The organism is Enterobacter sp. JJBC, assembly GCF_036936505.1.
Classification (GTDB): Bacteria; Pseudomonadota; Gammaproteobacteria; order Enterobacterales; family Enterobacteriaceae; genus Enterobacter; species Enterobacter hormaechei_C.
Window position 1 is genome coordinate 3,455,855 of sequence record NZ_CP136935.1, and the last position, 23,717, is coordinate 3,479,571.

18 protein-coding genes are annotated in these 23,717 nt (G+C 56.2%); 11 read left to right on the plus strand and 7 right to left on the minus strand.

The features are described from left to right. The first annotated feature begins 72 nt into the window (after positions 1-72). Entirely contained in the window at positions 73-2,133 is a 2,061-nt protein-coding gene (ppk1, locus tag RY075_RS16595; protein ID WP_003860568.1) for a polyphosphate kinase 1, read from the plus strand. Between the two features lie 3 nt (positions 2,134-2,136). Beyond that, entirely contained in the window at positions 2,137-3,675 is a 1,539-nt protein-coding gene (gene ppx / locus RY075_RS16600; RefSeq protein ID WP_003860570.1) for an exopolyphosphatase, read from the plus strand. Positions 3,676-3,679: 4 nt separating this feature from the next. On the opposite strand, the gene RY075_RS16605 is transcribed toward ppx, so the two are convergent. Then, the gene (locus RY075_RS16605) at positions 3,680-5,920 is read right to left on the minus strand and encodes an EAL domain-containing protein (RefSeq protein WP_338627849.1); all 2,241 of its coding nucleotides are present in this window, start codon (positions 5,918-5,920) and stop codon (positions 3,680-3,682) included. 368 nt (positions 5,921-6,288) lie between these two features. On the opposite strand from RY075_RS16605, the gene RY075_RS16610 reads away from it, so the two are divergent. Then, positions 6,289-6,459: a YfgG family protein gene (locus tag RY075_RS16610; RefSeq protein WP_017383512.1), complete on the plus strand. Its 171-nt coding sequence runs from the start codon at positions 6,289-6,291 to the stop codon at positions 6,457-6,459. Here the strand turns inward: RY075_RS16610 and RY075_RS16615 are convergent. Beyond that, positions 6,456-7,346 carry a LysR family transcriptional regulator gene (locus tag RY075_RS16615; protein WP_032609815.1) on the minus strand — a complete coding sequence of 297 codons (891 nt, stop codon included), beginning with the start codon at positions 7,344-7,346 and terminating at the stop codon, positions 6,456-6,458. The two genes, RY075_RS16610 and RY075_RS16615, sit on opposite strands and share 4 nt — an antisense overlap. Positions 7,347-7,443: 97 nt before the next feature. On the opposite strand from RY075_RS16615, the gene RY075_RS16620 reads away from it, so the two are divergent. From RY075_RS16620 to RY075_RS16630, 3 genes are read left to right on the plus strand one after another with little or no spacing between them, the layout of a single operon-like run. After that, the gene (locus RY075_RS16620) at positions 7,444-8,673 is read left to right on the plus strand and encodes an MFS transporter (RefSeq protein WP_045330471.1); all 1,230 of its coding nucleotides are present in this window, start codon (positions 7,444-7,446) and stop codon (positions 8,671-8,673) included. Positions 8,674-8,724: 51 nt separating this feature from the next. Next, the gene (locus tag RY075_RS16625) at positions 8,725-9,192 is read left to right on the plus strand and encodes a DUF6130 family protein (RefSeq protein ID WP_003860582.1); all 468 of its coding nucleotides are present in this window, start codon (positions 8,725-8,727) and stop codon (positions 9,190-9,192) included. 10 nt (positions 9,193-9,202) lie between these two features. Further along, positions 9,203-9,949: an alpha/beta hydrolase gene (locus RY075_RS16630; protein ID WP_338627850.1), complete on the plus strand. Its 747-nt coding sequence runs from the start codon at positions 9,203-9,205 to the stop codon at positions 9,947-9,949. Between the two features lie 129 nt (positions 9,950-10,078). Here RY075_RS16630 and RY075_RS16635 read toward each other — a convergent pair whose 3' ends face one another. Beyond that, the gene (locus RY075_RS16635; protein WP_050870829.1) at positions 10,079-10,915 is read right to left on the minus strand and encodes a MipA/OmpV family protein; all 837 of its coding nucleotides are present in this window, start codon (positions 10,913-10,915) and stop codon (positions 10,079-10,081) included. Positions 10,916-11,118: 203 nt separating this feature from the next. On the opposite strand from RY075_RS16635, the gene RY075_RS16640 reads away from it, so the two are divergent. From RY075_RS16640 to RY075_RS16650, 3 genes are all read left to right on the plus strand, one after another. Continuing rightward, the gene (locus RY075_RS16640) at positions 11,119-11,796 is read left to right on the plus strand and encodes a response regulator (protein ID WP_022651566.1); all 678 of its coding nucleotides are present in this window, start codon (positions 11,119-11,121) and stop codon (positions 11,794-11,796) included. Beyond that, positions 11,796-13,184, plus strand: a complete 1,389-nt coding sequence (locus RY075_RS16645; protein ID WP_032609820.1) for a HAMP domain-containing sensor histidine kinase — start codon at positions 11,796-11,798, stop codon at positions 13,182-13,184. The genes RY075_RS16640 and RY075_RS16645 overlap by 1 nt, the downstream gene beginning before the upstream one ends. Positions 13,185-13,351: 167 nt before the next feature. Then, the gene (locus RY075_RS16650) at positions 13,352-13,831 is read left to right on the plus strand and encodes an Rrf2 family transcriptional regulator (protein ID WP_003860591.1); all 480 of its coding nucleotides are present in this window, start codon (positions 13,352-13,354) and stop codon (positions 13,829-13,831) included. A gap of 66 nt (positions 13,832-13,897) precedes the next feature. Here the strand turns inward: RY075_RS16650 and oqxB are convergent, their stop codons facing one another. Next, positions 13,898-17,050 (minus strand): multidrug efflux RND transporter permease subunit OqxB, encoded by a 3,153-nt coding sequence (gene oqxB, locus RY075_RS16655; RefSeq protein WP_109948719.1) that lies wholly within the window; start codon positions 17,048-17,050, stop codon positions 13,898-13,900. Between the two features lie 24 nt (positions 17,051-17,074). Continuing rightward, entirely contained in the window at positions 17,075-18,250 is a 1,176-nt protein-coding gene (locus RY075_RS16660) for an efflux RND transporter periplasmic adaptor subunit (RefSeq protein WP_109948720.1), read from the minus strand. 338 nt (positions 18,251-18,588) lie between these two features. On the opposite strand from RY075_RS16660, the gene RY075_RS16665 reads away from it, so the two are divergent. Beyond that, positions 18,589-18,942 carry a helix-turn-helix domain-containing protein gene (locus RY075_RS16665; protein WP_022651570.1) on the plus strand — a complete coding sequence of 118 codons (354 nt, stop codon included), beginning with the start codon at positions 18,589-18,591 and terminating at the stop codon, positions 18,940-18,942. 102 nt (positions 18,943-19,044) lie between these two features. On the opposite strand, the gene guaA is transcribed toward RY075_RS16665, so the two are convergent. After that, entirely contained in the window at positions 19,045-20,622 is a 1,578-nt protein-coding gene (guaA, locus tag RY075_RS16670) for a glutamine-hydrolyzing GMP synthase (protein ID WP_003860599.1), read from the minus strand. Between the two features lie 67 nt (positions 20,623-20,689). Beyond that, entirely contained in the window at positions 20,690-22,156 is a 1,467-nt protein-coding gene (gene guaB, locus RY075_RS16675) for an IMP dehydrogenase (RefSeq protein WP_039270203.1), read from the minus strand. 159 nt (positions 22,157-22,315) lie between these two features. Here guaB and xseA point away from each other — a divergent pair, with 159 nt between their 5' ends. Beyond that, the gene (gene xseA / locus RY075_RS16680; protein WP_032654466.1) at positions 22,316-23,689 is read left to right on the plus strand and encodes an exodeoxyribonuclease VII large subunit; all 1,374 of its coding nucleotides are present in this window, start codon (positions 22,316-22,318) and stop codon (positions 23,687-23,689) included. Positions 23,690-23,717 lie beyond the last annotated feature (28 nt).

The following is a 23,717-nucleotide window of genomic DNA, read 5'->3' on the forward strand; positions in this document are numbered from 1 at the left end:
TGGAAATGCTCGCCATAATAAGGACGAGACGGATTTACCACGTCCTGTGATTGAACTGGAGTGTGAGCTGTAATGGGTCAGGAAAAGTTATACATCGAGAAAGAGCTAAGCTGGTTAGCATTCAACGAACGTGTACTTCAGGAAGCGGCCGATAAAACCAACCCGCTGATTGAACGTATGCGTTTTTTAGGCATCTATTCCAACAATCTAGATGAGTTCTACAAGGTTCGCTTCGCCGAACTGAAACGCCGAATCATCATCAGCGAAGAACAGGGCTTAAACTCCCACTCGCGACATCTGCTTGGAAAAATCCAGTCTCGCGTCATGAAAGCCGATCAGGAATTTGATGGCCTCTATAACGAGCTGCTGCTGGAAATGGCACGCAACCAAATCTTCCTGATCAACGAACGCCAGCTCTCCGCGAATCAGCAAAACTGGCTGCGCCACTATTTTAAACATTATCTGCGCCAGCATATCACCCCGATTCTGATCAACCGTGAAACCGATCTGGTGCAGTTCCTGAAAGATGACTACACCTATCTGGCGGTAGAAATCATTCGTGGTGAGACCATTAACTACGCGCTGCTGGAAATACCGTCTGATAAAGTCCCACGCTTTGTAAACCTGCCGCCGGAAACCCCGCGCCGACGTAAGCCGATGATCCTGCTGGATAACATCCTGCGCTACTGCCTGGACGATATCTTCAAAGGCTTCTTCGATTACGACGCGCTCAACGCCTACTCGATGAAGATGACCCGTGACGCCGAGTACGATCTGGTGCATGAGATGGAGGCCAGCCTGATGGAGCTGATGTCTTCCAGCCTCAAGCAGCGCCTGACGGCAGAGCCGGTGCGGTTTGTCTATCAGCGTGATATGCCGGACGCAATGGTGGAGATGCTGCGCGATAAGCTGACCATCTCCCGCTACGACTCCATTATTCCCGGCGGGCGTTACCACAACTTTAAAGATTTCATTGGCTTCCCGAACGTCGGCAAAGCCAATCTGGTGAACAAACCGCTGCCGCGCCTGCGCCATATCTGGTTCGATAAGTTCCGCAACGGGTTCGACGCCATCCGCGAACGGGATGTACTGCTCTACTATCCGTATCATACCTTTGAGCACGTGCTGGAATTGCTGCGTCAGGCCTCATTCGATCCGAACGTGCTGGCGATTAAAATCAATATTTATCGCGTGGCGAAAGATTCCCGCATCATCGATGCGATGATCCACGCGGCGCACAACGGCAAGAAAGTGACCGTGGTAGTTGAGCTCCAGGCTCGCTTCGACGAAGAGGCCAACATCCACTGGGCGCGCCGACTGACGGAAGCGGGCGTGCACGTCATCTTCTCCGCGCCGGGGCTGAAAATTCACGCCAAGTTGTTCCTGATCTCCCGTAAAGAGGGTGACGAGGTGGTGCGCTACGCCCATATCGGTACCGGGAACTTTAACGAGAAAACCGCGAGAATCTACACCGACTATTCGCTGCTGACTGCCGATGCCCGCATCACCAACGAAGTGCGTCGGGTGTTCAACTTCATTGAGAACCCGTACCGCCCGGTGAGCTTCGATTATCTGCTGGTGTCACCGCAGAACTCACGGCGCCTGCTGTACGATATGATCGACAAAGAGATTGCCAATGCGCAGAACGGCTTGTCGTCCGGCATCACGCTGAAGCTTAACAATCTGGTGGACAAAGGGCTGGTGGACCGCCTGTACGCGGCCTCCAGCTCTGGCGTTCCGGTAAATCTGCTCATTCGCGGCATGTGCTCGCTCATTCCGGAACTGGAAGGCATTAGCGATAACATCCGCGTGATCAGCATTGTGGATCGCTATCTTGAACACGATCGCGTCTATATTTTCGATAACGCCGGTGATAAGCGCGTATACCTCTCGTCCGCCGACTGGATGACGCGTAACATTGATTACCGTATTGAAGTAGCGGCACCGCTGCTGGATCCTCGCTTGAAGCAGCGTATCCTGGACATTATCGAGATCCTGTTCAGCGATACGGTGAAAGCACGTTATATCGACAAAGAACTCAGTAATCGCTATGTACCGCGCGGCAATCGCCGTAAAGTGCGCTCGCAGCTGGCGATTTACGATTACATTAAATCACTTGAGCAACCCGATTAACCTATGCCAATAAACGATAATACCCCACGCCCGCAGGAGTTCGCTGCGGTCGATCTTGGCTCAAACAGTTTCCATATGGTCATCGCCCGCGAGGTGGATGGCGCGATGCAGATCATCGGTCGTCTGAAGCAGCGTGTGCATCTGGCCGATGGTCTCGACGCGCGTAACATGCTGAGCGAAGAGGCTATGGAGCGCGGGCTGAACTGCCTGTCGCTGTTCGCAGAACGTCTGCAAGGCTTTTCACCGTCCAGCGTCTGCATCGTTGGAACGCATACGCTACGCCAGGCGCTGAACGCGCCGGAATTTCTTAAGCGCGCGGAAAAGGTTATCCCCTACCCGATTGAGATCATCTCCGGTAACGAAGAAGCGCGCCTGATTTTTATGGGCGTGGAGCATACGCAGCCGGAAAAAGGCCGCAAGCTGGTGATTGATATCGGCGGTGGCTCCACGGAACTGGTGATTGGCGAAGACTTCGAGCCGCGTCTGGTGGAAAGCCGCCGTATGGGCTGCGTCAGCTTCGCGCAGATGTATTTCCCGGGCGGCGTCATCACCCGCGAAAACTTCCAGCGCGCGCGCATGGCCGCCGTACAAAAACTGGAAAATCTGGCCTGGCAATACCGTATTCAGGGCTGGAACGTGGCGCTGGGCGCATCGGGGTCGATTAAAGCGGCCCATGAAGTGCTGCTGGCGATGGGTGAAAAAGACGGGTTTATTACGCCTGAGCGCCTGGTGAAACTCACCGAAGAGGTGCTTAAGCATAAGAGCTTCGACGCCCTGAGTTTGCCGGGTCTGTCCGACGAACGTAAAGCCGTGTTCGTACCGGGGCTGGCGATCCTCTGCGGCGTGTTTGACGCGCTGGCGATCAAAGAGCTGCGCCTCTCTGACGGCGCCCTGCGTGAAGGCGTGCTGTATGAGATGGAAGGACGTTTCCGTCATCAGGATATTCGCAGCCGTACCGCGCAGAGCCTGGCCAACCAGTACAACATCGACCGTGAACAGGCGAAGCGTGTTCTCGAAACCACGGTGCAGATGTACGAGCAGTGGGAGGAGCAAAATCCTAAGCTGGCGCATCCGCAGCTGGCCGCACTGTTAAAATGGGCCGCCATGCTGCACGAGGTGGGGCTGAACATTAACCACAGCGGAATGCATCGCCATTCAGCCTATATTCTGCAAAACAGCGATCTGCCTGGCTTCAACCAGGAGCAGCAAACCATGATGGCGACGCTGGTCCGCTATCACCGCAAAGCCATCAAGCTCGACGATCTGCCGCGCTTTACGTTGTTTAAGAAAAAGCAGTTCCTGCCGCTCATTCAGCTGTTGCGCCTGGGCGTATTGCTCAATAATCAGCGACAGGCGACCACCACGCCGCCGACGCTGAAGCTAAAAACGGATGACTATCACTGGACGCTGAGCTTCCCGCACGACTGGTTCAGCCAGAACGCGCTGGTACTGCTGGATCTGGAAAAAGAGCAGCAGTACTGGGAAGCGGTCACCGGCTGGCTGTTGAAGATTGAAGAAGAGAGTTCTGAGGCGGCAGCGTAACGGCTCAGGCGCTCTCCTGAGAAGGCTCCGTGTCGAGCAACGTATCAAGCTCAGCCGGCAACCCAATCAAATAACCCTGCACATAATCGATACCTAGCGCGTGCACCGCGCTACGTATCTCTTCTGTTTCCACATATTCCGCCACCACCAGCATTTTCTTCATCCGGGCCAGATGGCAAATAGAAGCCACAATCTGGTAATCCAGGCTGTTGCTGACAATATTGCGAATAAAACCGCCGTCGATTTTGAGGATGTCGGCGTCCACGCTTTTTAACCGCGCATAGCTGGCGTAGCCGGTGCCAAAATCATCAATGGCGATCCGGATGCCCATTTTTTGTAATTTCCTGAGGGTAGACGCCGCCAGTTCCGCATGACCAAAGGCGCTGCTTTCGGTCACTTCAAAGATCAACTGCCATGCTTCAACGGCGTATTTGGCTAACAGGCGGCTCACTTCAAGCGGGAACTGCGCCCGGTAGACGGTAGAAGGTGCGAGGTTGATCGCAAAGCGCTGGCCCGGCAACCGCTGGCGGTGCTGTGCCAGGAAACTCAACGTACGCTCCAGTACCCATAAATCGACACGCGACGATAAACCAAACTCCTGTGCTATGGGCAGGAACTGTTCGGGAAAGATCAGCGCCCCATTATCATCACGCATTCGCAGCAGCACCTCGTGATAACAATCGCCGCGCAGCCCGCGAACGGGTTGAACCAGCAGGGTAAAAGCGTCCTGCTCCAGCGCGGCCTGTAAACGGCTCATCATCGCGACCTTATCTTTCAGGCTACGCTGCAAGTGAACAGCCCCGCGCTGCTGAAGATTTTCCGGGTGGTTGGTAGAAAGGGAGAGATCGGCCACGATGCCCAGCTCCCCCAGCACCAGATAGAGGTGATTGACGGGTGAGCGCACATAGCAATAGCTTATGCCGACCTGAGGCTGTACCGGCATACCATCCCAGACAAAAACGAACTGCTTGATATGCTCGTCCAGCGTCTCAATGCGCTGTTGATGCGACTCCGCATCCAGACGCACCGCCATGTCATACCCGGTGAGGTGATAGACTCGCTCATTGGGCTGTAGAGTGCCGTTTATCCATTGCGCCAGCTGCTGTTTATACTGGATCCGCAGCATCACGCCGTAATTGCGTCCCAGTACCTCCAGCTCGGGCACGCGCAGTAAACAGAGCGCTGACCACGGATGACTGGCCAGCTCGCGCGACAGCGCCCGCAGGTTGGGCATATGCACCACCGGATCGAGAAAAGCCTGACTGCGGGAGCGAATATTGATGGCGCGCTGGCGTGTCGCCAGCATCGACATGTACGTCACAACGAAGGAAAAGACCAGATAGCTGGATGAGGTGATCGCCAGCTGAATGCCATACCCCTCTTGCACCGGAATGTAGTGATAAAAAAAGTGAATCGACACCAGCAGGACCGGCGTCCAGATGAGTGACATCAGCTTGTAGCCAAAGCGCATCGCCCCCCAGAGCATCACGGGCATCAGCAGGGACAAGGTGTAGTTGGTACTGAAAATGGAACTGTTTGCATTCATGGGCAGCAGCAGCATGACCAGCAACCCGCCCAGGGCTAAAAACCACACCACAAACTCAACGGCCGTCACCTTTTTGTCTATTTGCGCGCGGAGCTGGGACATCAGTCCCTTGATATAGCGCGGATGCCGTATCAGGCGGATCAGCAGGTAGCTTAGCGGCACGCCCGTCAGCCCGCTCACCAGTAGCCCCTGATAGTTAATAAGTGTCCGAATATTGAGGGGATTTAGTCCCGCGAGGCTCTGGCGGCTCTCATAAATGCCGAGATAAACCGCAAACTGAAACAGCACCAGAAAAAGCGTTGCCGGACAAAACACCTGCCAGAAAATACGCTGCCCCATCAGACGTATGTCACCGTAAGCGGTCATATTGCGCCGGGGCGCAAATACGCGATAACCGCCCCAGCTGAGCACCAGAGGAACGATAAAATGCAGAATGCCAGCCACGGTTTCAAATAACCCAACGGAGGGGTAATAACGTAAAAATAGCGATACCACCACCCCGGGGAGGGCTTCCAGGCCAAAGAACAACATCAGCGCCAGCAGAAAAGAGAGCGGGAGATAATAGAGCGCAACGATACCGTCACCCAGCTGCGTTAAGGTATTAGCCACACTTAGTACCGGGAGTAACACGACGGGTAAAATAAGAGGAAGTGCCCACCAGCGGTCTTTATTTTGCTTCAGGATGTGGTGAATATTCATAGATGCTCGTTTACAACCCTTGCGCTCCAGAGGGTAAAGGAAGACAGGCATCCAACCTGACGTACACGTTGCCCGGAAAATTCCTGGCAAGCACAGTGGAGGAGGGATTTTAAATATCAACGACGGGATGCGGTTGACCTAAATCAAATTAATTTATCTGAATAAACCTTTCTTACGTTTTTTTTGAATATTTTTCCTTTAATTATCAATGCGATAAATAAAAGCGTTGTTTTTAATAACATAAATTAATGTAAGCATTGACGGTATTTTACATTTCGCCGAATTGACCCAGACTTGCGGCTGTGCCTTAATAGCCGTATCGCCCAAAAGGGTATACTCAGGAAAAGAAAGTGAGTCAGGCTACGCGTATGCGAAAACGACATCGATTTAACACCCGGATGACCCGCATCATACTGCTCATCAGTTTCCTGTTTTTCTTTGGCCGCTTTGTTTATTCCTCCATTGGCGCCTGGTATCACCATCAGGACAAAATTCAGTCGCAGCAATCAGGCCTCGTTGTGGATTCGCCCGAGCGCTAACGTCCATGTTCACGCTGTAACAGCCGAATAATTACCGTCATCCCTTTGCTGAGGATCTTATCCTGACGCATCACTATCGCCAGTTGCCGGCGCAGAACGGGCGTTAACGATTGAACGCGTAATCCCTCCCGGTCGTCGGCATGCTCCACCGCCATTCGCGGCACAATACTGTAGCCCAGCCCTGCACGTACCATGCGTTTGATGGCCTCAATACTGCCAAGCTGCATAACCGGTGAGACGGCTAGTCCGCGGGCTTCAAACCAGCCGTCAATCAACGTTCGCGTACCGCTGCCCGACTCAAACGCAATGAGCGGCTGAGCGTATAAAGAGTCTGGCGTAAACTGCTCCCCTTCTTCCGGCTGAACCTGCGCGCCAATCCAGACAAACTCTTCCTCCATCGCGTGCATAATCGCCAACGTACGACCGCTCGCCGGTAGCGTGACCAGCCCCATATCCAGCCGATTCTCCTCAATCGCCCTGACGATATCTGGCGTATTTCCCGTCGTCACTCCGATCCGTAACAGGGGATACTCCTCACGAAGCTGCTGCAACAGCGCTGGAAGCAGATGAATACAGGCCGTCGCGCCCGTGCCAAGCGTGATGGTGCCGCTCACTTCCTGATTGAATGCGCTAACCGAACGAATTGTCTCCTCAACCGCCAGTTCAAGACGTTCACCGTGCACCCGTAGCGCCTCACCGGCAGCAGTGGCTTTGATTCCACGCCCCGTACGTTCGATCAGCCGCGTCTGAAGAAACTGCTCCAGCTGGCGTATTTGCAGGCTGACGGCGGGCTGGGAAATACCCATTACATCTGCTGCCGCAGAAAAGCTGCCGCGTTGAACGACCAGACGAAAAGTGGCGAGGTGTCCCAGATTGAGCGTCGTCATGCAAAGTTTCTCTTATAGGGTGAATAAGGATACGGCTCTGCCAGCACAATACCGCGCCCTGTATGCTCGGGACAACTGCCTAACGGAATGAAAAATAATGGAAACACCTGCACTCCCTCGCCGTCTTGCGCTCACTGCGGGATGTAATCAACTCATTAACTGGGGGATCTCCTTTTACATGCCGGGAACCTTTGCTCATGCCATTACAGCAGACCGAAGCTGGTCGTCCCCCGAAATCTATCTCGGCCTGACGCTGGCCATGCTGGTTATGGCTATTGTCTCGCCGTTTGTCGCTCCTCTGCTGGCGCGTTTTGGTGGACAAAGGGTGGTAATGAGCGGGACCTTGCTGATCGCCGTAAGCTGTCTGTCAATGGCCTTTACGCCCACACTTTCAGGCTGGTATGGCGCCTGGTTGCTGACCGGCATCGGGATGCGCCTGTCGCTGTATGATGCGCTTTTCTCCGCTCTTGTGAACCTATACGGACCGCAGGCACGCAGGACAATCTCTCGTGTCACCCTGGCGGGCGGGCTGGCGTCCGCTGTCTTTTGGCCGCTGGGAGACGCCTTACTGAACGTGATGGGTTGGCAGGATGCGCTGAAGATCTACGCCCTGTTCGGTCTGCTCAGTGCCCTGCTTCTTCGGCGCTTCCCGCGCCAGCGCTTTACGGTCAAGCCCAAAGCATGTACGCAGGTTTCCCCTCATGACAGGCGTAACGGCTGGCTTTATGCAACCTTCATTGCTCTCATCACCTTCGTCTCTAACGGCACCTCTACCCACCTTCCCGAATTTATCGCCAGCTTCGGCCTGCCGGTCGCCGTCGGCATGCTGTGGGGAATGGGGCAGACCGGTGCACGCCTTATGGAGGTGCTGGCAGGGGCGCGCCTCACTCCGCTAAAACTGACGCTTTTCACTGCGCTCGCCATGCCGCTTTGTTTTCTCATCGGACTGAGCAGCGACATGCTGGCCTGGTGTGCCGCCGGATTTGTGTTCGGCTTTGGTGCCATTAACGGGCTGGTGACTATCGTCAAAGCGACGCTACCCCTGGAACTGTTTAGTACAGAGCGCTATGCCAGCCGCACGGGGCTGCTGCTTATTCCAGGCCAACTGATGGCAGCCGCCTCTCCGTTTGCGTATGCGTGGCTGAATAAGTCGCTGGGTATAACAGGCGGAATGTGGGTTTCCGCAGGACTGACGCTGGTCATTGCGGGGTTCGCAGTGGCGCTCGTGCGCAGCCCAGGCAAACAAACTGTATCGCACTGTATCCCGAGCGCTACGCTGACAAACCGGTACAAAACGCCCGCAGAAGCAAACATCCCCGATACATAAAAATGGTCTTCTGTATCCCTCGCCATAATAAACTGATGAGGAGAGACACAGATGATTCGTCGATATTTCCTGCTTCCTGTATTTGCGCTGACGTCCTTTGCTGGCGCACTGGCCGCACCGTTAGATGGCCTGAGCGCTGCTGATGTTAATGGCCCGGCCGCCGTAGCGCCGCAGGAAAAACCCCAGCCGCCAGCAAAACTGATCGTCGACCCACCGCTGGCGGGACCGCTGAGTAAAGGTGCAGTCTTTATTCAGTACCGCGTCGAAAACCTGCGCATTGAACCTGTATTTGGACCCGACGCGCTGAAAGTCACTCCGCGTATCGGCCATATTCACGTTGTGGTGGATGACGCGCCCTGGCACTGGGCTGATACCAGCGGCGAGCCGGTGATCCTGGTCGGGCTGCCCGCCGGGAAACACAAGGTAACCATCATCGTTGCCGACCCGACGCATAAGCCCATCGACCATAAAACCGTTGAATTCACCGTGCCGCCACACGCCGCGGTTCACCACTTTTAAGGAGCCTGTTATGAAAGCATTGTCTGTATTAACAGCGGCGCTGCTGGCGGTTTCCACCAGCGCGCTGGCAGAGACGAAAGCCAGCGTGGTGCTGGTGCACGGGGCGTTTGCCGACGGCAGCAGCTGGAATAAGGTGATTACCCGGCTGCAAAAACACCATACCGAGGTCATTGCGGTACAACTTCCGCTCACGTCTCTGAAAGATGATGTCGCCGCCACGCAGCGTGCTATCGCCCGGGCTCATGGCGACGTTGTGCTGGTCGGGCACTCCTGGGGCGGGTCGGTAATCAGCGAAGCGGGCAATAATGCGCGGGTGAAGTCTCTGGTTTACGTTGCCGCTTTTGCGCCGGATTCCGGCCAGTCGACCGCAGATCTGGCAGACAGTTATCCTGCTCCGCCAGGGAGCGCCAGCCTCGCTAAAACGTCAGAGGGGTATTTATATCTGCCGACAAAAGCGGTCAGCGAGAATTTTGCCCCTGAAGTGAAGGACGTTGAGCGCAGCGTGATTGCCGCGACGCAAAACCCTATTAAGGCCGATGCGTTTGGGGAGAAAGTCGCGCATGCCGCCTGGCATGACAAACCGAGCTGGTATGTGATCAGCAAAAATGACCGGATGATCAATCCTGAGCTTGAGCGCGCAATGGCGAAGAAAATCAACGCCAACACCACGGAGGTAGCGGCAAGCCATGTATCGATGGTCAGCCAGCCGGACGTCGTTACCCGTACGATTGAACAGGCGTTATCGGGTCAACAGTGATAAAAAAGCCCGCATGATGAACGGTCCGACTTCGGGCCACGCCATCCTGCGGGCTTTATGCACTTCTGGCTCCTGCAACGGGGTTATGTGCGGTTTTGTCACAAACGCGCCTTCCCCCTCTCTTAACCATCAGAAGCTGTACGTCACCTTCAAACTTCCCACAGGAGACGTTTTTCGCTGAACAATTGGGCTATCGCCTGCATCTCCCGTCAGTTGCGTAACGCCAGCTGCGGCAAGCAGGCTCCAGCGGGAGGTGAGCTTATGAGTCCAGTCCAGGTTCAGCGAATACGCATATAGTCCCGATCCGGCATCGTGTCGGGCAAAACCCGATGCGGCCGACTGGGCGGCATTCACCCCGTAATAGGTTTGCACGTACTTACTGGATCCCCAGCTACCGGTCAGCGCCAGCGTTAACGCATTTTTCGAAGATGTATAGAACGGGCTGGCAATGCCGAAATGCACAGCCTCACCATTGTCTCTCTCAGAAACCGGAACCTCTGCCTGCAACTGCACGGTCAGCCAGTCAGTCACCCTGTACCCCAGCCCTGGCACAACGATAGCTGAGCCTTTAATGTCACCCATTCCCCGCAGGTCGTCGCTGCCGGAGGCGATCGAATCGCTGCTTACGTCGCGATCCTTACGTCCTGCGCGATAGCTCAGCGCTGCGTTGTAGTCCAGGTTACCAAAGCTGTTGCCGTAGCCGATCCCCCGCGTGGTGCTGACAAAAAAACCATTGGCCATCGCGTAATCAACCACCTGAGCCGCAGAGACCCGGCTCTTGTCCGAACCGGAATAGCGTGGCGCAACATCCACGCCGCCTCCCAGGGTTAACACGTTGCCCTGAGGCTGATCTGCCGCCAGGGTCGGGGTAGCCAGTAACGCCAGGACGGCCCCCGGCAAGATGCTTTTCATGCTGCGACCGATGCGTGAACGGGGGAAACTATTACGCAGTGTGATGTTTCTCATTAAAGAAGCCCTTTGGATTCAGATGATTGCGATACAAGCGGTGTTAAACGCCAGAGCGCTCATTCTGAATACTCACCTTAAGGTTCTTATGAGCCGTAAATGAAGAAATGCTGAAGCAAGTGAAGGTTCTGTAAACCCTGAAGAATTCCTGATACCGTTTTTTCTTCAGTTGTTCTTCATGCACTGTTGATACAGTTACCAATGTGAAAATTCTACTAATTGAAGACGACCTGGATCTCGGCAATGGCGTACGTATCGCCCTTGCAGATCAAGGATTTGATGTCATATGGGTACGCCGCAAAGAGGATGCGCTGCATCAGCTTGGGATCTGCGTGCCGGAACTTATTTTGCTAGACCTGGGGCTGCCCGATGGCGATGGCATGAGCCTGATGACGCGCCTGCGTCAACAGCTTAAGGGCGTCCCCGTCATCATCCTGACGGCGCGAGGCACGCTACAGGACCGCCTGTGCGGTCTGGATGCAGGCGCAGACGATTATCTGGTCAAACCTTTTGTTCTCGCCGAACTGCTGGCGCGCGTGAGAGCCCTTGCGCGGCGCAGTTACGGTTTTGAAAATGAGGCAATAGAAATTCGCGGTTTGTCGCTTCATATTCCGACGCGTCGAGTAACGGTGAGCGCACGCCACGTTGAGCTGACGGCAAGCGAATATGCGCTGCTTGAAACGTTAATGCTGCGCGCCGATCGCGTGCTTACGCGACGGTATCTGGAAGAAAGGTTATTTGGCACGAAAGAAAACCTCAGCAACGCACTTGATGTGCATATGGGTAACCTGCGGCGAAAAATTGGCGATGGCTTTGTGCGAACGGTGAGAGGCGTTGGGTATGTCATTGATACCGTACCCGTTCAGAAGGCGGCAGGTTGATGCGTAATTTTTGGCACCACCTCAGGCTTCCCACACTGGTCAGGCGAATGCTGGTCGCCCAGATGCTGCTGCTTACGTTGCTCTGGTGTCTCTTTTTAACCTTCATTTTGCTGGAAGACCTGCGTAGTCCTCCCATACTGACGGGCAATGAGACTTACGAAACCGTTTTTTCCCTGGTAGAGAGCATGGACGATCGCCCGCAGGCGCGTAATGCCGTGCTGGCAGCGTTCAGCAAGGCGCTGCGGGAGGGCTATGGCGGCGGTGAAGACCCGGAGCTGTCCATCAACCTCATTGTTCGCAAGAATAACGAGATTATTTTTTCTTCGGATGGTGCGCCAACGGGGGTAAAAAATAGCCGTCTGGGGGTCATGCAGCATGTCCAGAGTGAGGACCATACATGGACAAGCCGTACCCTCAAATCCGCGCACTCCGACGTGGAGGTCACCCTTTTTACCCCTGCCGGTAGCTGGAATTTCTTTATCTATCTGAACTCGCGCGGCTACTACGTCATGCCGCTGATGATATGCATCCCTTTTCTTCTGTTCCCCGCGTGGCTGTCCATCCGCATCGCGATGCGCCCCTGGAACAAGGTGGTAGATGAAATTTCATTGCGCACGCCGGACGATCTCTCGCCTTTAAAAGCCGTCCCCAGACACAGAGAGCTTCGCCAGACGGTCGACGCGATTAATGACTTTCTGGCCAGGGTGCGGGAAAGCGCCGAAAGGGAAAAAATGTTTATTGCCGATGCCGCTCACGAACTGCGTACGCCTCTGGCCGCGATGCGGATCAACGTCGAGGCATTGCAGTCCTGGGTCATCAGCGAAAGCCAGCAGGAACTGCTTGCGGGCATTGTTCGCAGCAATAGCCGTGCTGCGCGTCTCGTCAATCAGCTTCTGCTGATGATGCACAGCGAAGCACACATCAGCACGGTGATGTCGCCTGTGCCGCTGACAACGCTTATTCAGGAGCGAATGGCTGCCCTGGAACCGCTGGCGTCCGGACGCAGAATTGAGTTTGAATTCTTCGCCGACGATGAAATCCATGTCGCAGGCATTCGGGAACGTCTGGTGTCGCTGATCGACAATTTAATTGAGAATGCCGTGAAGTACAGCCCCGAGGGTGGACGCATTGAGGTACAACTGCAATCGCGTGATAAGTGCGCTCAGCTGCGCGTCTCAGACGCGGGCCCCGGTATCCCGATTGAACTGCGGGAGCGCGTGTTCGACAGATTTTTCCGCGATCCTAATCAGACCCAAAGCGGGAGTGGACTGGGGCTTGCCATCGTCAAAGCCGTTACGCAGCAACACAACGGCAGGGTCAATCTGAGTACGTCAGCCGAAGGTGGTCTTATGGTGACCGTTGATTTCCCGAATCCGGCGTTCGCATGAACGTAAACCCGGCGCTACACGTCCTGACATGTGTCAGCGCAGCGTTACTTCACGTATGCCGCAGATTGCTTCAATAAAATTACCGTATTTGTTATATTGTTACTTACTGATTATTCACCTCTGCGGTGCCAAAAAGAACAAGATTCACCGCAACCCAGGACAGAAAAATGTTAGATTACCGCTTCCCGACAGCTTTGCAGATGGTTCTCAGCGTAGCGATGGCGGAGCAATCGGGTGAACGTTCGACGAGTGCAATCCTGGCTTACGGCCTGGAAGCGAATCCGAGCTTTATCCGCAAATTAATGGTTCCTCTCGCCCGCGACGGCATTATCGTCTCCACGCTTGGCCGCAACGGCTCTATTCATCTTGGCCGCCCGGCTGAAGAGATCACCCTGCGTGATATCTACCTTTCCGTCACTGAAGATAAAAAGCTGTGGGCGTCCCGTCCTGACGTCCCGGCCCGCTGCGTGGTCAGCGCCAACGCCTGCTGGTACTTCAAATCAATCGCTGATGAAGCGGAGCAGGCTTCGTTAGCGGTTTTAGCGCGCCATACCGTCGCCAGCGCGCTGGAAGAGGTGAAAAAAGCCGATACCAGCGGGTGCGATCCGGTGCCGGAACTCTGTACGCAGCATAAAAAAGCGCCTTAATCCTGACAGACTGCGAAAAAAAAGCCGCCTTCATTGTGAAGGCGGCTTTTTGCTATCTGCTACGTCCTACTCAGGCAACACCTCTCTTTCCGCTTTGCCGCGCGTCACGAACTTACGCAGCGTCACGTAAAAGACCGGCGTCAGGAACAGACCAAACAGCGTCACGCCCAGCATCCCGGAAAAGACTGTGATCCCGGTGACGCCGCGCACTTCTGCCCCTGCCCCGTGACCAAGGATCAGTGGAATAGTCCCGGCAATAAAGGCGATAGAAGTCATTACAATCGGGCGTAAACGCAGGCGGCACGCCTCCAGCGCAGCCTCCATGATGCCTTTGCCCTGAATTTCCAGTTCGCGGGCAAACTCAACGATAAGAATCGCGTTTTTACAGGCCAGCCCCATCAGCACAACCAGCCCTACCTGCACGAAGACGTTGTTATCGCCCCCGGTCAGCCAGACGCCGAACAGCGCGGAGAGCATCGTCATCGGCACGATGAGGATCACCGCCAGCGGCAGTGTCCAGCTTTCATACAGCGCCGCCAGCACCAGGAACGCCAGCAGCACTGCGACCGGGAAGACGATCAGCGCCGTGTTGCCCTGGGTGGCCTGCTGGAAGCTCAGGTCCGTCCATTCAATATTCATCCCGTTCGGCAGGATCTGCTTAGACATAGCGTCCAGCTGCGTCATCGCCTGCGCGGAAGAGAGCACGCGCGGGTCGGCATCACCAATCAGATCCGCCGCCGGGTAGCCGTTGTAGCGGATCACCGGGTCCGGACCGTAGGTGGTCGTGATGTTCACCATACTGCCAATCGGCACCATTTCGCCCTGGCTGTTGCGGGTACGCAGATTCGCAATATCTTCCACGCTGTCGCGGAACTGCCCGTCAGCCTGCGCCATCACGCGCCAGGTGCGCCCGAACTGGTTGAAATCATTGACGTACGACGAGCCCAGATAGGTTTGCAGCGTCCCGAAGAGATCGGTCAGCGACACGCCCTGCGCTTTCGCCTTATCGCGGTCAACCTGGACGTCCAACTGCGGCACGTTAGCCTGGTAGGTTGAGATGGGGAAATGCATCCCCGGCGTCTGCATAATCGCCCCGGACATGGTGTTCACCGCGTTTTGCAGCGCGCCATAGCCCAGACCAGCGCGATCCTGTATGTACAGCGAATAGCCCGACCCCTGACCCAGCCCTAAAATCGGCGGCGGCAGAATCGAGAAGCCAAAGCCCTGCTGGATTTGCGCGATTTTCGCGTTGATCTCCGCGTTAATTTCCGCCGCGGAATGTTTACGCTGGTCGAACGGCTTCAGGCCAAAGAAGACCGTCCCGGTGTTCGGCGTATTGGTGAACTGGAGCGCATTCAGGCCAGGAAACGCGACCGCATAATCCACGCCTTCGGTATTCATCCCGATTTCGCTCATTTTGCGGATCACCGCATCGGTACGCGCCAGCGACGAGCCTTCCGGCATTTTCACGCCGCCAATCAGGTACAGCTTATCCTGCGTCGGAATAAACCCGCCGGGAACGGCTTTAAACATCACCCCCGCAGCGCAAAGCAGCAGCAAATAAACCACAAACACCGCCCCGCGTCGGCCGAGCGTTTTGCTCACCAGCCCCTGATAGCCAGTCGAGCTGCGGTGGAAAAAGCGGTTAAACGGACGGAAAATCCAGCCGAACAGACGATCGATAAGCCGGGTCGGGAAATCTTTCGGGGCGCCATGCGGCTTCAACAGCAGCGCGGCCAGCGCTGGCGAGAGCGTCAGCGAGTTGATGGCGGAGATCACCGTGGAAATGGCTATCGTTACCGCAAACTGTTTGTAAAACTGACCGGTCACGCCGGAGAGGAACGCCATCGGAACGAATACCGCACAGAGCACCAGCGCAATGGCAATAATCGGCCCGGACACCTCACGCATCGCCTGATGCGCTGCCGCAAGTGGGGCGAGCCCCTCTTCGATATTTCGTTCGACGTTTTCCACCACCACGATGGCATCGTCCACTACGATACCAATCGCCAGCACCAGCCCGAATAGACTCAGGGTATTCAGCGAAAAGCCCAGCAGGTAGAGAATACTGAAGGTACCCACTACCGATACCGGCACCGCAATCAGCGGGATAATCGACGCGCGCCATGTTTGCAGGAACAGGATCACCACCAGCACGACCAGCACCACCGCTTCCAGCAGCGTTTGCACCACCGCGCGGATCGAGTCGCGTACAAATACCGTCGGGTCGTAAGGCGCCGCCCATTTCATATCGTCCGGGAATCGCGTCGACAGTTCGTCCATTTTGGCGCGCACCGCGTTAGACAGATCGATGGCGTTCGCCCCCGGCGACTGGAAGATACCAATCCCGACCGCGTCTTTATTGTTCAGCTGGGAACGCAGGGCATAGCTCCCGGAGCCCATTTCAATCCGCGCCACGTCGCGCAGGCGGACGACCGTACCATCCTGCGTTGTTTTCAGGACAATATTGCCAAACTCTTCTTCGGTATGCAGGCGGCCCTGGGCGTTAATGGAGATCAGGAAGTCGCTCTCTTTCGGCAGCGGCTCGGCGCCAAGCTGACCGGCGGAGACCTGTACGTTTTGCTCCTGCATCGCCGTGACCACGTCCGAGGCGGTCAGCCCGCGCGCCGCCACTTTATTAGGGTCCAGCCAGACGCGCATCGCGTACTCACCGGAGCCGAAAATCTGGATCTGGCCGACGCCGGGCAGGCGCGCCAGCTCATCCTTCACCTTCAGCGTGGCGTAGTTGCGCATATACAGCGAATCGTACTTACCGTTTGGCGAAAACAGATGCACCACCAGCGTCAGCGTGGGCGACTGCTTCTGGGTGGTAATGCCCAGACGCCGCACGTCCTCCGGCAGACGCGCTTCGGCCTGCGCGACGCGGTTCTGCACCTGAACCTGCGCCTGATCCGGATCGGTGCCCGGGCGGAAGGTGACGGTAGTCACCAGCACGCCGTCGGAGCCCGCGACGGATTTCATGTACATCATGTTTTCAACGCCGTTGATCGCCTCTTCCAGCGGTGTTGCCACGGTCTCAGCAATCACTTTCGGGTTGGCGCCCGGGTACTCCGCGCGCACCTGCACGCTTGGCGGCACGACGTCAGGGTATTCGCTCACCGGCAGCAGCGGGATGGCGATTAACCCTGTGATAAAAATCAGAATCGACAGGACGGCAGCAAAGATCGGCCTGTCGATAAAAAAGCGGGAAAAGTCCATGGGTTGGATTCTCAGGTCAAGGGATCAGTTGAGGGCGGCGCTGGCGGTCATGGCAACGGTTTTGGCGTTAACCGGCATACCCGGCATAAACACTTTCTGTAAACCCTCGACGATGACTTTGTCACCTGGGTTCAGCCCCTGCCGCACGATGCGTAAACCGTCTGCCAGACGACCCGGCGTAATGTCGCGACGCTGCGCTTTCCCCTCTTTATCGACGATATAGACGTATTTACGATCCTGATCGGTCAGCACCGCTTTGTCGTCGATAAGCGTAGCTTTGAACTCCGCGCTGCCCGGCAGGCGTACTCGGGCAAACAGTCCCGGCGTGAACTGACGCTGTGAGTTATCCAGCAGCGCGCGCATGCGGATGGTCCCGGTGCTCGGCGTAAGCTGGTTATCCAGGAAATCCACTTTGCCCTGATGGGGATAGCCCTCTTCGCCCGTCAGGCCAATCTCCACCGGCAGCGCCGTGTGATTGCTGGACGCCCCCTGCCCGCTGCGGGCCAGTTTCTGATAGTGAAGGTAGGTTGACTCGTCCACGTCGAAGTAGACATAAACCGTCTTCTGCGAGACCAGCGTGGTGAGGACGCTGGCGGTATCGCCCGCAGTCACCAGGTTCCCGCTGGTGATCAGCGCCCGGCTGGCGCGACCATCGATAGGCGCAGTCACTTTGGTGAAGTCCAGGTTGAGCTGGGCTGCGTCAACCGCCGCCTGCGCGGCGCGAATGTCGGCCTGCGCCTGAACGGCAGCCGAGCGACGCTGCTCCCACTCTTCCCGTGAGACCAGATGGGTATTGATCAACTTATCGGTACGGTTGGCTTCACTTTGCGCGAGGCTGGCCTGCGTTTTGGCTCTTGCCAGGTTCGCCTGCGCCTGTTCCAGCGCGGCGCGATAGGTTCGGTCATCGATGGTGAACAGCACCTCGCCCTTCTTCACTTCCTGGCCGTCGGTGTAATTCACTTTCTCAATGTAGCCGGACACGCGCGGACGCAGCTGAACGCTTTCCACCGCTTCAATGCGACCGTTAAAGCTGTCCCACTGGCTAATGGATTTCACCACCACGTCAGCAGCGCTGACAACGGGCGCTTGCGGCGCGGCATTTTGCGCGACGCTGTCATCGCACCCGACGAGAAGCACGGAGAGTAAAACCACCCCCATCGCGCTCAGATGAAAGTTACCCCAGGTTTTTTGCAGGCTCATTATTTTTATTCCGGTTATTGTAGCCGCCGGGCAAGACGCAGCGGGAGACGCCGCGCCACTTCCTTTGTCCGGTAGCTGGCTTAAGGCCATTTGTGTCGTTCATCGCCACAAAACTGTAACAGTTGCGAATACACTATTCGCGGCGATTGTAGGAAGGCGCTTAACTAAGTGCAAGAATAATTGTTGCACTTTATGTGCTATTTGCGGCAAAGGTAAATCACGTGTTTTGAACAGGGATTTAAATGCAACAATAAAACTTGCAATTAATGTAAAAACGGGTCACCTTTAAGTGCAACAAACAAAGATGCTTTTTAATGCGTGGCGTAGGGGGAAGCAAGATGAATACGGGTGCATTCATTCACGATTTACTCGACTGGATCGACAACAACCTCGATAGCCGTCTGGACATTGAAACCGTCTCCAGGCGAGCCGGCTATTCGAAATGGCACCTCCAGCGGCTTTTCAAAGAACATACCGGCTCCCCTCTCGCCGAATATATTCGCGCGCAAAAGCTGCAAAAATCGGTTGAGCGCTTAGCCCACAGCGATGAACCGATTCTGAACGTGGCGATCGCGCTGGGCTTTGACTCTCAGCAGTCCTTCAATCGCAGCTTTAAGCGTCAGTATGGTCAGGCGCCAGGGGCATGGCGACGCAGTATCGGCTGCCGTGGATCCCGGCAGATGAGCCAGTAGCTCACGTCCCGTTCGGATATCAGCTACAAAAGAAAAACCCTCTGTAAACAGAGGGTTTTATCAGTCTTACCTGTTTATAACTTCGCAGGAAAGGTTATGGGCTTACTCCCACTCGATCGTCGCCGGTGGCTTGCCGCTGATGTCATACACCACGCGGGAAATGCCGTTCACTTCGTTGATGATGCGGTTAGACACGCGGCCTAAGAAGTCATACGGCAGGTGCGCCCAGTGCGCGGTCATGAAGTCGATGGTTTCCACCGCACGCAGGGAAACAACCCAGTCGTACTTACGTCCATCGCCCATTACGCCTACAGATCGAACCGGCAGGAACACGGTGAACGCCTGGCTTACCTTGTTGTACAGGTCAGCCTTGTGCAGCTCTTCGATGAAGATCGCGTCCGCGCGACGCAGCAGGTCGCAGTACTCTTTCTTCACTTCGCCCAGCACGCGTACGCCGAGGCCCGGGCCCGGAAATGGGTGACGGTAGAGCATGTCGTACGGCAGCCCCAGCTCCAGACCGATTTTACGCACTTCGTCTTTGAACAGCTCACGCAGCGGTTCCACCAGACCCATCTTCATCTCTTTCGGCAGGCCGCCCACGTTGTGGTGAGATTTGATAACGTGCGCTTTACCGGTTGCGGAGGCCGCAGACTCGATCACGTCAGGGTAGATAGTGCCCTGCGCCAGCCATTTCACGTCTTCCAGCTTCAGCGCTTCTTCGTCGAACACTTCCACGAACACGCGACCGATGATCTTACGTTTCGCTTCCGGATCGTTCTCGCCTTTCAGCGCGTCCAGGAAACGCTGCTCGCCTTCCACGTGAACGATGTTCAGACCGAAGTGGTCGCCAAACATGTCCATAACCTGCTTCGCTTCGTTCAGGCGCAGCAGGCCGTTATCCACGAAGACACAGGTCAGGTTTTTGCCGATGGCGCGGTGCAGCAGCATCGCGGTCACAGAGGAGTCCACGCCACCGGAGAGGCCGAGGATCACTTTGTCATCGCCAACCTGCTGGCGGATACGCTCCACGGCGTCGTCGATGATTTTTGCCGGGGTCCACAGGGCTTCACACTGGCAGATGTCACGCACGAAGCGCTCCAGCATGCGCATACCCTGACGGGTATGGGTCACTTCCGGGTGGAACTGCACGCCGTAGAAACGTTTTTCTTCGTTCGCCATGATGGCGAACGGGCAGCTTTCGGTGCTGGCAACGGTCACGAAGTCGGACGGGATAGCGGTGACTTTGTCGCCGTGGCTCATCCACACGTCCAGCAGCGGCTTGCCGTCTGCGGTCAGGGAGTCTTCGATACCGCGCACCAGCGCGCTGTCGGTGACAACTTCAACCTGTGCGTAGCCGAACTCACGCTCGTTAGAGCCTTCTACGTGGCCGCCCAGCTGCATCGCCATGGTCTGCATACCGTAGCAAACGCCGAACACCGGTACGCCCGCTTCGAACACGTACTGCGGCGCGCGCGGGCTGTTCTCTTCGGTGGTGCTTTCCGGGCCGCCGGACAGGATGATGCCGCTTGGATTGAATTCGCGAATCTGTGCTTCCGTGACATCCCACGCCCACAGCTCACAGTAAACGCCCAGCTCACGCACGCGGCGCGCCACCAGCTGAGTGTACTGAGAACCAAAGTCCAGGATGAGAATGCGATGTTTATGAATGTTTTCCGTCATTGACGCTAATTCCGAGGCAAGTGAAACAAAACAAAGCGCCCGGCATTGAGCCGGGCGCGGAAATTTATCAGGAGCCCAGACGGTAGTTCGGGGACTCTTTGGTGATCGTCACGTCGTGAACGTGGCTCTCCTGGATACCCGCACCGCTGATGCGTACGAATTCCGCTTTGGTACGCAGCAGGTCAATGGTACCACAGCCGGTCAGACCCATACAGGAGCGCAGGCCGCCCATCTGCTGGTGAATGATCTCTTTCAGGCGGCCTTTATACGCCACGCGACCTTCGATACCTTCCGGTACCAGTTTGTCAGCAGCGTTATCGGTCTGGAAGTAACGGTCGGAGGAACCTTTGGACATCGCGCCCAGGGAGCCCATACCGCGGTAGGATTTATAAGAACGCCCCTGGTAGAGTTCGATTTCACCCGGAGATTCTTCGGTACCGGCCAGCATGGAGCCCACCATCACGGCTGCGGCACCTGCGGCGATCGCTTTGGCGATGTCACCAGAGAAGCGGATACCGCCGTCCGCGATAACCGGAATACCGGTGCCTTCCAGCGCTTCAACCGCGTCAGAAACCGCCGTGATCTGCGGCACGCCTACGCCAGTGACGATACGGGTGGTACAGATAGAGCCAGGGCCGATACCCACTTTCACCGCGCTGCAACCCGCTTCCGCCAGCGCGCGAGCGCCTGCGCCTGTTGCCACGTTACCGCCGATAATCTGGAGATCCGGGTATTTAGCACGGGTTTCACGAATACGTTGCAGAACGCCTTCGGAGTGGCCGTGGGAGGAGTCAATCAGCAGCACGTCAACGCCCGCAGCAACCAGCGCGTCAACGCGCTCTTCGTTACCCGCACCTGCGCCCACCGCAGCGCCGACGCGCAGACGGCCATGCTCATCTTTACAGGCGTTCGGTTTACGTTCTGCTTTCTGGAAATCTTTAACGGTGATCATGCCGCGCAGGTGGAAGCTCGCGTCCACAACCAGCGCTTTCTCAACGCGTTTTTCGTGCATTTTCGCCAGCACCACGTCGCGGGTTTCGCCTTCACGCACGGTCACCAGACGCTCTTTTGGCGTCATGTAGACGCTGACAGGCTGGTTCAGGTCAGTCACGAAACGCACGTCACGACCGGTAATGATACCCACCAGTTCGTTGTCTTCAGTGACTACCGGATAGCCTGCAAAGCCGTTACGCTCGGTCAGGGCTTTCACTTCGTGCAGCGTGGTGGTTGGCAGAACGGTCTGAGGATCGGACACGATACCGGATTCATGCTTCTTCACGCGGCGAACTTCTTCCGCCTGACGCTCGATAGACATGTTTTTGTGGATAAAGCCAATGCCGCCTTCCTGTGCCAGGGCGATAGCCAGACGCGCTTCAGTCACGGTGTCCATTGCTGCGGAGAGCATAGGAATGTTCAGACGAATGGTTTTCGTCAACTGCGTGCTGAGGTCGGCAGTATTCGGCAGAACGGTGGAGTGAGCGGGAACGAGGAGGACGTCGTCAAACGTCAGTGCTTCTTTAGCGATACGTAGCATGGGCAATATCTCTGACCTGGGTGGTTAAATATTGCCGTGGCATTATACAGAGCGTAACCGATTGCATCCACACTTTTTTGAAAAAAATGCTTGCGCTCACCTCTCAGCAGGTTACTATCGACTGAATAACTTGCTGATTTAGAATTTGATCCCGCTCACATGTTATCCTCTCAATCCCCCTCAATTTATACTGTCAGCCGCCTTAATCAGACGGTACGTTTGCTGCTTGAGCAGGAAATGGGACAGGTCTGGATCAGCGGTGAAATCTCTAACTTCACGCAGCCTGCTTCCGGTCACTGGTACTTTACGCTGAAAGACGACACCGCTCAGGTGCGCTGCGCGATGTTCCGCAACAGCAACCGTCGCGTGACGTTCCGTCCTCAGCATGGCCAGCAGGTTCTGGTTCGCGCCAACATTACCCTGTATGAGCCGCGCGGCGATTATCAGATTATCGTCGAGAGCATGCAGCCCGCGGGCGAAGGCTTGCTGCAACAGAAGTACGAGCAGCTCAAAGCCATGCTTTCGGCTGAGGGATTGTTCGACCAGCAGTTTAAAAAGCCCCTGCCCTCACCCGCTCACTGCGTTGGGGTCATTACCTCGAAAACCGGTGCGGCCCTGCACGATATTTTGCACGTCCTGAAGCGCCGTGACCCTTCCCTGCCCGTCATTATTTACCCAACTGCCGTTCAGGGTGACGATGCGCCGGGGCAGATCGTGCGCGCGATTGAACTGGCAAATGCCCGTCAGGAGTGTGATGTCCTGATCGTCGGGCGCGGCGGCGGCTCGCTGGAAGACCTTTGGAGCTTTAACGACGAGCGCGTGGCGCGGGCAATCTTTGCCAGCCTTATCCCGGTGGTAAGCGCCGTCGGTCACGAAACGGATGTGACGATTGCCGATTTTGTCGCGGATTTACGCGCGCCCACGCCGTCCGCGGCGGCAGAGGTAGTCAGCCGTAACCAGCTGGAGCTGCTGCGTCAGATCCAGAACGGGCAGCAGCGCCTGGAGATGGCGATGGACTACTTCCTCGCCAACCGTACCCGCCGCTTTACCCAGCTTCACCATCGTCTGCAACAGCAGCATCCGCAATTGCGTCTGGCGCGTCAGCAAACCGTGCTGGAACGTCTGCGTCAGCGGATGAACTTCGCGCTGGATAACCAGCTTAAGCGTGCGGTATCTCGCCAGCAGCGCGTCACGCAGCGTCTGAACCAGCAAAACCCGCAGCCGAAGATTTATCGCGCACAAACGCGTATCCAGCAGCTTGAGTTCCGCCTCGCGGAAAATATCCGCTCACGCCTGAGCACCACGCGCGAGCGTTTCGGCAATGCGGTCACCCATCTGGAAGCCGTCAGCCCGCTCTCCACGCTGGCTCGCGGCTATAGTGTGACCACCGCGACGGACGGCAAAGTGCTGAAACAAACGAAACAGGTTAAAGCCGGGGATGTGCTCACCACCCGGCTTTCTGACGGCTGGGTCGAGAGTGAGGTGAAAGAGATCAAACCGGTGAAAAAAACGCGCCAGCGTAAAAGCGGATAAATCTTCGCCGGTTACAAACTATACTGCT

Excerpts from the sequence above, each read along its gene's own strand:
- ppk1 (WP_003860568.1), top strand. The coding sequence starts at position 73 with ATGGGTCAGGAAAAGTTATACATCGAGAAAGAGCTAAGCTGGTTAGCA.
- ppx (WP_003860570.1), top strand. The coding sequence starts at position 2,137 with ATGCCAATAAACGATAATACCCCACGCCCGCAGGAGTTCGCTGCGGTC.
- RY075_RS16605 (WP_338627849.1), bottom strand. The coding sequence starts at position 5,920 with ATGAATATTCACCACATCCTGAAGCAAAATAAAGACCGCTGGTGGGCA.
- RY075_RS16610 (WP_017383512.1), top strand. The coding sequence starts at position 6,289 with ATGCGAAAACGACATCGATTTAACACCCGGATGACCCGCATCATACTG.
- RY075_RS16615 (WP_032609815.1), bottom strand. The coding sequence starts at position 7,346 with ATGACGACGCTCAATCTGGGACACCTCGCCACTTTTCGTCTGGTCGTT.
- RY075_RS16620 (WP_045330471.1), top strand. The coding sequence starts at position 7,444 with ATGGAAACACCTGCACTCCCTCGCCGTCTTGCGCTCACTGCGGGATGT.
- RY075_RS16625 (WP_003860582.1), top strand. The coding sequence starts at position 8,725 with ATGATTCGTCGATATTTCCTGCTTCCTGTATTTGCGCTGACGTCCTTT.
- RY075_RS16630 (WP_338627850.1), top strand. The coding sequence starts at position 9,203 with ATGAAAGCATTGTCTGTATTAACAGCGGCGCTGCTGGCGGTTTCCACC.
- RY075_RS16635 (WP_050870829.1), bottom strand. The coding sequence starts at position 10,915 with ATGAGAAACATCACACTGCGTAATAGTTTCCCCCGTTCACGCATCGGT.
- RY075_RS16645 (WP_032609820.1), top strand. The coding sequence starts at position 11,796 with ATGCGTAATTTTTGGCACCACCTCAGGCTTCCCACACTGGTCAGGCGA.
- RY075_RS16650 (WP_003860591.1), top strand. The coding sequence starts at position 13,352 with ATGTTAGATTACCGCTTCCCGACAGCTTTGCAGATGGTTCTCAGCGTA.
- oqxB (WP_109948719.1), bottom strand. The coding sequence starts at position 17,050 with ATGGACTTTTCCCGCTTTTTTATCGACAGGCCGATCTTTGCTGCCGTC.
- RY075_RS16660 (WP_109948720.1), bottom strand. The coding sequence starts at position 18,250 with ATGAGCCTGCAAAAAACCTGGGGTAACTTTCATCTGAGCGCGATGGGG.
- RY075_RS16665 (WP_022651570.1), top strand. The coding sequence starts at position 18,589 with ATGAATACGGGTGCATTCATTCACGATTTACTCGACTGGATCGACAAC.
- guaA (WP_003860599.1), bottom strand. The coding sequence starts at position 20,622 with ATGACGGAAAACATTCATAAACATCGCATTCTCATCCTGGACTTTGGT.
- guaB (WP_039270203.1), bottom strand. The coding sequence starts at position 22,156 with ATGCTACGTATCGCTAAAGAAGCACTGACGTTTGACGACGTCCTCCTC.
- xseA (WP_032654466.1), top strand. The coding sequence starts at position 22,316 with ATGTTATCCTCTCAATCCCCCTCAATTTATACTGTCAGCCGCCTTAAT.